Origin of the sequence: Neisseria sp. HMSC061H08, assembly GCF_001836795.1 — a bacterium.
GTDB classification, from domain to species: Bacteria; Pseudomonadota; Gammaproteobacteria; order Burkholderiales; family Neisseriaceae; genus Neisseria; species Neisseria subflava_A.
On record NZ_KV830576.1, the window covers coordinates 69,615 to 76,429 of the forward strand.

The following is a 6,815-nucleotide window of genomic DNA, read 5'->3' on the forward strand; positions in this document are numbered from 1 at the left end:
GCGTTTGGAACATTAGCCCAGTTCGGCAAGATTGTCCAGTTAATAAGGCTTAATCGTCAGGATGAAAGCGCGCCGCTTCGCGTTCCTTGGCAACCGTATCTTTGTCTTTCAGCTTCGCGCCCAGACCCAACATTTTTTCGTATTCGGATTGCGGCGTGCCGTCTTCCTGCATACCGAACGCGCTGGCATTGACCCAGAGGGCGAGTAGGGAAACGATAATGGCGAAAAAGCCGACGATATACCAAAACATTTTTTCTTCCTTGTGTGTCTGCGTGTGCAGATTGTTGTGGTTTGTAAAGATGTGAATGTAGCACAAACGCGGTTGGGTTTAAATTCTTCTCCCGCATCCTTTCATTGATTTACCTGTAAGTGTTTAGAAAGGAAAAGGCCGTCTGAAAAGTAAGACTTTTCAGACGGCCTCGGGGCTTTATCGGCAAGATTAGCCGCCGCATGCGCCGCAGCAACCACCTTCGCTGTGACCGCCGCGTTTTTCTTCATTGTTGATAACGGGCAGCTCGGTTTCTTCGGTTTGCTCTTTTTTATCTTCAGGCAAATCGTTTACTTTGATTTTGTTTTCTTCAGCCATGATACATCCTTTCAATGGATTGAGGAGTGGAAAGATTCATAAAGATAGCATCTTTAAGGCGATAAACCAAGCAGTACAAAACTGCCTTGTGATAATGCCATGACTTGGAACAATAAATTTACTTGTAAAAGCGTTAAGGCCGTCTGAAAAACCCCAAAGAGGAGTGTTGGCTTTTATGGTTTGAAATGGCAGCAGAAAGATTTACGAATGCTTGATCTGAAGGGATAAACTGACATTGATTTCAAAAAACAATACAATGTTATCATCATCTGGAAACAGCCAATTTATCGGAGCATATATGTATTCACATCACAGCGAACGCCACTTCAGCGACCGCAACAACTGGCTTCGGGCAAGCGTATTGGGTGCCAATGACGGCCTGATTTCCACTGCCTCGCTGTTGACGGGCGTAGCCGCAGCCGCGCCAGATTTCCAAACCCTACTTTTGACGGGCGTTTCGGCGCTTATCGGGGGCGCGGTGTCAATGGCGGCGGGGGAGTATGTTTCCGTGTCCAGCCAATCGGATACGGAAAAAGCCGATTTGCACAAAGAACGCTACGAATTGGCAAATAATCCTGATGCGGAGTTGGAAGAGCTGACTGAAATTTACCGCCTCCGCGGTTTGTCCGATTCGCTCGCCGCAGAGGTGGCTAAAGCCTTGATGGAACACGATGCACTCGCCGCCCACGCGCGCGACGAAATCGGTATTACCGAAGCCTCTGCCGCCCGTCCCATGCAGGCTGCGCTGGCTTCTGCCGCTTCATTTTGTGCCGGCGCAATTTTGCCTTTACTGGTTGCGTTGACAGCTTCTAGCGCCATTGTTCCGGCCTTGGCAGTCTCCACTTTGTTCGGCCTGGCATTACTGGGTTATGTCTCCGCCAAACTGGGCGGCGCGCCTGTTGTTCCTGCCGTTTTGCGCGTGTGCCTGTGGGGCGTGGCGGCATTGGTGATAACCGGATTTATTGGAAAACTGGCAGGCGTGGCCATCTGAATGTAAGGCCTTATATTCTTTTAAACCTGTATCCAGTAAAATTGAGAATTGATTTGATCGCTAAAGGCCGTCTGAAAATTTTTCAGACGGCCTATGGTGCTTGTATTTACTTATTACAAACTGTTTTTTGTCATGACCTATCCAATTCCCAAACCCCGTGAAAAATCCCGTTGGCTCAATCTGTCTCAAGGCTCGCTGCCGCTGGCTTTGGCGCGTTATCTGCCGCATAAGCAGCTCAAAGTCGTGCTGACTCTAGATGCGGAACAGGCGTTACGCCTTCAGACGGCCTGGCTGTTTTTCCGTCCGCACGACACGGCGGTGTTCCTGCCGGACTGGGAAACTCTGCCTTACGAGCGTTTTTCGCCGCATCAGGATTTGGTGTCGGAACGTCTCTCGGCGTTGTGGCAGATTAAAAGCGGCGCGGCGGACGTGTTGTTCGTGCCGGTTGCCACGGCGATGCAGAAGCTGCCGCCCGTGCCGTTTCTGGCGGGGCGCACGTTTTGGCTGAAAACGGGGCAGACTTTGGATATAGGCCGTCTGAAAACCGATTTGGTGGATGCGGGCTACAACCATGTTTCCCATGTTGTCGCGGCGGGCGAGTTTGCCGTGCGCGGCGGCATTGTCGATTTGTTCCCGATGGGCAGCGAAATGCCGTACCGCATCGATTTGTTCGACGATGAAATCGACAGCATCAAAACCTTTGACACCGAAACGCAGCGCACCATCTCGCCCGTTTCCGAAATCCGCCTGCTGCCGGCGCACGAGTTCCCCACCGACAGCGAGGCGCAAAAGATTTTCCGCAGCCGCTTCCGCGAGGAAGTCGATGGCAATCCGAACGATGCCGCCGTGTACAAAGCCGTCAGCAACGGCCACTTTGGCGCGGGCGTGGAATATTACCTGCCACTGTTTTTTGAAAACGAGCTGGAAACGCTGTTTGACTATATCGGTGAAGACGCTCTGTTTGTCTCTTTGGGCGATGTTCACGCCGAGGCAAACCGTTTTTGGAGCGACGTCAAATCGCGTTACGCCATGGCGCAGGGCGACGAAACCTATCCGCCTTTGCTTCCACAGCATTTGTATCTCTCTGCCGATGTATTCGCAGGCCGTCTGAAAAACTACGGACAAGTGCTGCCCGATGTTTCCGGCAAGGAACACACCTTGCCCGACCTTGCCGTGAACCGCCAATCCGACGAGCCGTTGCAGGCATTGAAGGATTTTCAGACGACCTTTGACGGACGGATTTTGCTGTGTGCCGAAAGTTTGGGGCGACGCGAAACCATGCTCGGTTTCTTGCGGCAAAACAGTTTGAAAACCAAACCTGTGTCCGACTGGCAGGGCTTTTTATCGGCGCACGAGCCGCTGATGATTACAGTGGCGCCATTGGCTTACGGGTTTAAATTAGAAGATCAAAATATCGCGGTTATTACCGAATCCGATCTTTATCAATATGTCGCCCGTTCGCGCAAACATCATCGCAAGAAACATGCCGCCGTTTCAGACGGCCTGTTGCGCGACCTTGCCGAAATCAACATCGGCGACCCCGTTGTGCACGAAGAACACGGCATCGGGCGGTATATGGGCTTGGTAACGATGGATTTGGGCGGCGAAACCAACGAAATGATGTTGCTCGAATACGCGGGCGAAGCGCAGCTTTATGTGCCTGTTTCGCAACTGCATTTAATCAGCCGCTACTCCGGCCAGGCGCATGAAAACGTCGCCCTGCACAAGCTCGGCAGCGGCGCGTGGAACAAGGCAAAGCGCAAAGCCGCCGAAAAAGCGCGCGACACCGCCGCCGAGTTGCTCAACCTCTACGCCCAACGCGCCGCCCAATCGGGACACAAGTTTGAAATCAACGAGTTGGACTATCAGGCGTTTGCCGACGGCTTCGGCTACGAAGAAACCGAAGACCAGGCCGCCGCCATTGCCGCCGTGATTAAAGACCTGACGCAGGCGAAGCCGATGGACCGCCTTGTGTGCGGCGATGTCGGTTTCGGCAAAACCGAAGTCGCCCTGCGCGCCGCGTTTGTGGCGGTGATGGGCGGCAAACAGGTCGCCGTACTCGCTCCGACTACGCTTCTGGTCGAGCAGCACGCGCAAAATTTCGCTGACCGCTTCGCCGATTTCCCCGTGAAAGTCGCCAGCCTTTCGCGTTTCAACAACAGCAAAGCCACCAAAGCTGCTCTGGAAGGCATGGCGGACGGCACGGTCGATATCGTTATCGGCACGCACAAATTGGTGCAGGATGACATAAAATTCAAAAACTTAGGTTTAGTCATCATCGACGAAGAACACCGCTTCGGCGTGCGCCAGAAAGAGCAGCTCAAACGCCTGCGCGCCAATGTCGATATCCTCACCATGACCGCCACGCCGATTCCGCGCACCCTCAGCATGGCGCTCGAAGGCCTGCGCGACTTCTCGCTGATTACCACCGCGCCCAGCCGCCGCCTCGCCGTAAAAACTTTTGTCAAACCGTTCAGCGAAGGTAGCGTGCGCGAAGCCGTGTTGCGCGAACTCAAACGCGGCGGGCAGGTATTTTTCCTGCACAATGAAGTGGATACGATTGAGAATATGCGCGAGCGGCTGGAAACCCTGCTGCCCGAAGCCCGCATCGGCGTGGCACACGGACAACTGCGCGAGCGCGAGCTGGAACAAGTCATGCGCGACTTTTTGCAGCAAAGATTCAACGTGTTGCTCTGTTCCACCATCATCGAAACCGGCATCGACATCCCCAACGCCAACACCATCATCATCAATCGCGCAGACAAATTCGGGCTGGCGCAACTGCACCAGCTTCGCGGGCGCGTCGGCCGCAGCCACCACCAAGCCTACGCCTACCTGCTCACGCCCGAATACATCACCAAAGACGCAGAAAAACGCCTCGACGCCATTGCGGCGGCAGACGAACTCGGCGCAGGTTTCACCCTCGCCATGCAGGATTTGGAAATCCGCGGCGCAGGCGAAATCCTCGGCGAAGGACAATCCGGCGAAATGATACAGGTCGGCTTCACGCTCTACACCGAAATGCTCAAACAAGCCGTACGCGACCTCAAAAAAGGCCGCCAGCCCGACCTTGACGCGCCATTGGGCATTACCACCGAAATCAAACTGCACAGCCCGGCATTACTGCCTGAAGACTACTGCCCCGACATCCACGAGCGGCTCGTCCTCTACAAACGCCTCGCCGTCTGCGAAACCGTACAGCAAATCAACGCCATACACGAAGAACTCGTCGACCGCTTCGGCCTGCCCGAACAACCCGTCAAAACCCTCATAGAAAGCCACCACTTACGGCTTGCGGCAAAAGAATTGGGTATCGATGCCATTGATGCGACCAGCGAATCGGTAACGGTAACCTTTGGAAAAAACAACAATGTCGATCCAACCGAAATCATCCTGCTGATTCAGAATGACAAAAAATACCGCCTTGCCGGCGCGGATAAGCTGAGATTTACCGCGGAGATGGAAAATATCGAAGTGCGGATTAATACAGTGAAGAACGTATTGAAGACTTTGAAAGAAAGAGTGGTAGCAAAGTAGAGGTTGATGAAGAAAAGGTCGTCTGAAAAATTTTCAGACGACCTTTCCTTATCCAAAATTTGTAGGTCGAATACTTGTATCCGACAAAATCTCCCATGAAGCTATCGGATTCGAGAATCCGACCTACACCTACCGCTCTTTTTTAAAAGATGAACTAAATCAATTACATAATTGTATTAATTAGCTTTTCATCATTTAAATTTTCAAAATTTCCATCAATTATCTGTATTCATTATAGACAATAGAATTATATAGAACGCCATTCTTGTCAAAAACAGGCAGTAATTTAATTAGATACCAGTTTATATCCACTATTTTATTATAAATTTCCTTAATATTAATGCTGAATAAGAATTCAAAATTAGGAAAAAATAAGACGTTTCCACCGATATTGGTATCAGACCATGTCATTACAAACCCGATAACTTCATCCGAATTACTTTTGATTTTTAAAAAATCAAAAATTTCTTGTTCCGACATAGAGGCCGAATTCCAATCCCAGTCGTCATTACCAACCAGCAAATAAGTAAATTGTCCATTATCGAGAAAACGCCAACCACCCTCCCATAAATATTTCAGTATTTCATAACGAGAAATTTTTTTGTTATTCATCGATAAATCAATACTTAAACCTATATCTCTCGACATCTCGAATCTCCTGTAGCTTTTAATTTTTAATATTTTTAGAAGGGGTGTAAGCAAGCCTTAGCCCGCATTAAACCTATAAGTAGAGTGTATACGGCACGCACAAACGTGGGCTTTAAGCGTAATAAAAAAGGTCGTCTGAAACAATTTTCCGACTTTCAGATGACCTTTTATCAAATGATGCGGAATATCACTTATCTAACCTTCTAACCTCGTGCGCACCTCAGCCCCACCTTCAAGTTTTGGGCAGACTACGACTTGTATCGTTTGTTTATTTTTATAATTGCTGAAATTTCCAATAATCCCGTCCTTCAATTTTCCAATAACAAAATTCGTCCGGTATCAAATACCCAAAGTCCATTGCCTTAGAAAACCAACCATCATAGACATAATCTTCATGGCATCTGTCCCAATCCATATGAAGGTAAACTTCCGTATTAAAATTAATATAGAACAATGGCAGCCTCGAAGAAATCTGATTGATTTTTAAGAAATCACTTTGCAGGCCGGAGTCTGAGATAGGTTCATTGTACGACAACTTATTTTCGACAACGGAATATAACCTTACTGCTTCAGCAGAAGTAAACCCCTGAAACATCAGTTCCTTCAATTCATCTTTTTTTAATACAATGACTGAATCTGATTGAAGATAGTTTTCAAAATTGTCCTTAGTTAACTGCCAGATACCATTACGGTAGTTTTTATAATCACAATCATATTGCTCTTTAGTTATAACTCCCTCTTTTAAATAAATATCAAAAGATATTTTTGCATCCAACTCAAAATTCTCTTTATAATCAATTATATAATATATATTTTTCTTATAGACAAAAATGGATATACACTGAATGTACTCAAAGATGTTTTCCAATAATTCAGATTTAAATTTCTCAATCTTTCCCATATTTGCCAAATTCCTTAATAACTTTATCACCAGCAAGCATTAGTCTGCATGAAAGCTGCAGGTAGGGTGTGCGCGGTACGCACGTACGCGTGCTTTAAGTGTAAATACAGAAGCAGTATAAAAAGGTCGTCTGAAAAATTTTCAGACGACCT

The 6,815-nt window shown here is 48.6% G+C and carries 6 protein-coding genes; 2 read left to right on the forward strand and 4 right to left on the reverse strand.

Annotation, left to right across the window (positions count from 1 at the left end; genetic code table 11):
* Window positions 1-49: 49 nt before the first annotated feature.
* Both HMPREF2675_RS06985 and HMPREF2675_RS11405 read right to left on the reverse strand, forming a co-directional pair.
* Window positions 50-250 carry a hypothetical protein gene (locus HMPREF2675_RS06985; RefSeq protein ID WP_003685538.1) on the reverse strand — a complete coding sequence of 67 codons (201 nt, stop codon included), beginning with the start codon at window positions 248-250 and terminating at the stop codon, window positions 50-52.
* Window positions 251-439: 189 nt separating this feature from the next.
* The gene (locus HMPREF2675_RS11405; RefSeq protein ID WP_003685706.1) at window positions 440-586 is read right to left on the reverse strand and encodes a hypothetical protein; all 147 of its coding nucleotides are present in this window, start codon (window positions 584-586) and stop codon (window positions 440-442) included.
* Window positions 587-884: 298 nt separating this feature from the next.
* Here HMPREF2675_RS11405 and HMPREF2675_RS06990 point away from each other — a divergent pair, with 298 nt between their 5' ends.
* Both HMPREF2675_RS06990 and mfd read left to right on the forward strand, forming a co-directional pair.
* On the forward strand, window positions 885-1,577 hold the full coding sequence (locus tag HMPREF2675_RS06990) for a VIT1/CCC1 transporter family protein (RefSeq protein WP_070814537.1): 693 nt from the start codon (window positions 885-887) through the stop codon (window positions 1,575-1,577).
* Window positions 1,578-1,709: 132 nt separating this feature from the next.
* A complete protein-coding gene (gene mfd, locus HMPREF2675_RS06995) occupies window positions 1,710-5,114 on the forward strand; it encodes a transcription-repair coupling factor (RefSeq protein ID WP_070814576.1) in 3,405 nt (1,134 codons plus the stop codon).
* A gap of 219 nt (window positions 5,115-5,333) precedes the next feature.
* On the opposite strand, the gene HMPREF2675_RS07000 is transcribed toward mfd, so the two are convergent.
* On the reverse strand, window positions 5,334-5,762 hold the full coding sequence (locus HMPREF2675_RS07000; RefSeq protein WP_283127808.1) for a hypothetical protein: 429 nt from the start codon (window positions 5,760-5,762) through the stop codon (window positions 5,334-5,336).
* A 274-nt stretch (window positions 5,763-6,036) separates the two neighbouring features.
* Window positions 6,037-6,663 carry a hypothetical protein gene (locus HMPREF2675_RS07005; protein WP_070814538.1) on the reverse strand — a complete coding sequence of 209 codons (627 nt, stop codon included), beginning with the start codon at window positions 6,661-6,663 and terminating at the stop codon, window positions 6,037-6,039.
* Window positions 6,664-6,815 lie beyond the last annotated feature (152 nt).

What these genes read in the sequence shown, in the direction of transcription:
- HMPREF2675_RS07000 (WP_283127808.1), bottom strand. Translation starts at nt 5,762, where the DNA reads ATGTCGAGAGATATAGGTTTAAGTATTGATTTATCGATGAATAACAAA.
- HMPREF2675_RS07005 (WP_070814538.1), bottom strand. Translation starts at nt 6,663, where the DNA reads ATGGGAAAGATTGAGAAATTTAAATCTGAATTATTGGAAAACATCTTT.
- mfd (WP_070814576.1), top strand. Translation starts at nt 1,710, where the DNA reads ATGACCTATCCAATTCCCAAACCCCGTGAAAAATCCCGTTGGCTCAAT.
- HMPREF2675_RS06985 (WP_003685538.1), bottom strand. Translation starts at nt 250, where the DNA reads ATGTTTTGGTATATCGTCGGCTTTTTCGCCATTATCGTTTCCCTACTC.
- HMPREF2675_RS06990 (WP_070814537.1), top strand. Translation starts at nt 885, where the DNA reads ATGTATTCACATCACAGCGAACGCCACTTCAGCGACCGCAACAACTGG.
- HMPREF2675_RS11405 (WP_003685706.1), bottom strand. Translation starts at nt 586, where the DNA reads ATGGCTGAAGAAAACAAAATCAAAGTAAACGATTTGCCTGAAGATAAA.